Source organism: Paenibacillus periandrae (genome assembly GCF_022458865.1).
Taxonomy (GTDB): Bacteria; Bacillota; Bacilli; order Paenibacillales; family NBRC-103111; genus Paenibacillus_S; species Paenibacillus_S periandrae.
This window is the reverse complement of record NZ_JAJNMU010000110.1, coordinates 1-650: the sequence shown is the minus strand read 5'-3', so window position 1 is coordinate 650 and position 650 is coordinate 1. Positions and strand designations below refer to the sequence as shown.

1 protein-coding gene is annotated in these 650 nt (G+C 57.1%); it reads left to right on the top strand.

Annotated elements, in window-relative coordinates; all coding sequences use genetic code 11:
- Positions 1-650, top strand: a 650-nt coding sequence (locus LRL21_RS44775) for an ABC transporter transmembrane domain-containing protein (protein WP_240422213.1), incomplete at both ends; no start/stop codon positions are given.

Here is a 650-nt window from a genome sequence, read left to right as displayed (position 1 = left end):
GGGGGCTGACCACGCTCAGGCAATATACGCTTCTGAGACTGGAAACCAAAATATCCCTCAGTCTGTCCGGCGCGTTCGTCTGGCATATCCTCAGGCTGCCGGTCGGCTTTTTCGCGCAGCGCTTTGCCGGGGAAATTGCGGGAAGAGCGCAGGCCAACGACCGAATTGCCCAGTTTTTGACGGAGAAGCTTGCCGGGACGGTGATCGATGCGCTGCTGGTCGGGTGTTATTTCACCTTCATGCTGCTATATGACTACCGTCTGGCACTTGCCGCCCTGCTGGTCGCCGGGCTTAACGTGATCTATCTGCTGTATGTGTCGCGCAAGCAGACCGACCAAAACCAGAAGCTGCAAATGGATCAGGGGAAGCTGTGGGGCGCTTCGATTGCCGGGCTCATCAACATGGAATCCTTGAAGGCCAGCGGCCGGGAATCTGATTTTTTTGCCCGCTGGGCGGGACATCAAGCCAACATGACGCGTGCGGAGCAAAAGCTCGGCGTGTCCAACCAGTACTTGTCGGCGATGCCTGTGCTGCTTGAGCAGTTGAACCACAGCGTTATTCTCGTCATCGGGGGCATTCTTGTCCTGAACGGGTCTTTTACGGTTGGGATGCTGCTCGCCTTTCTCGGCTTTACTGCAGGCTTTCTCGCC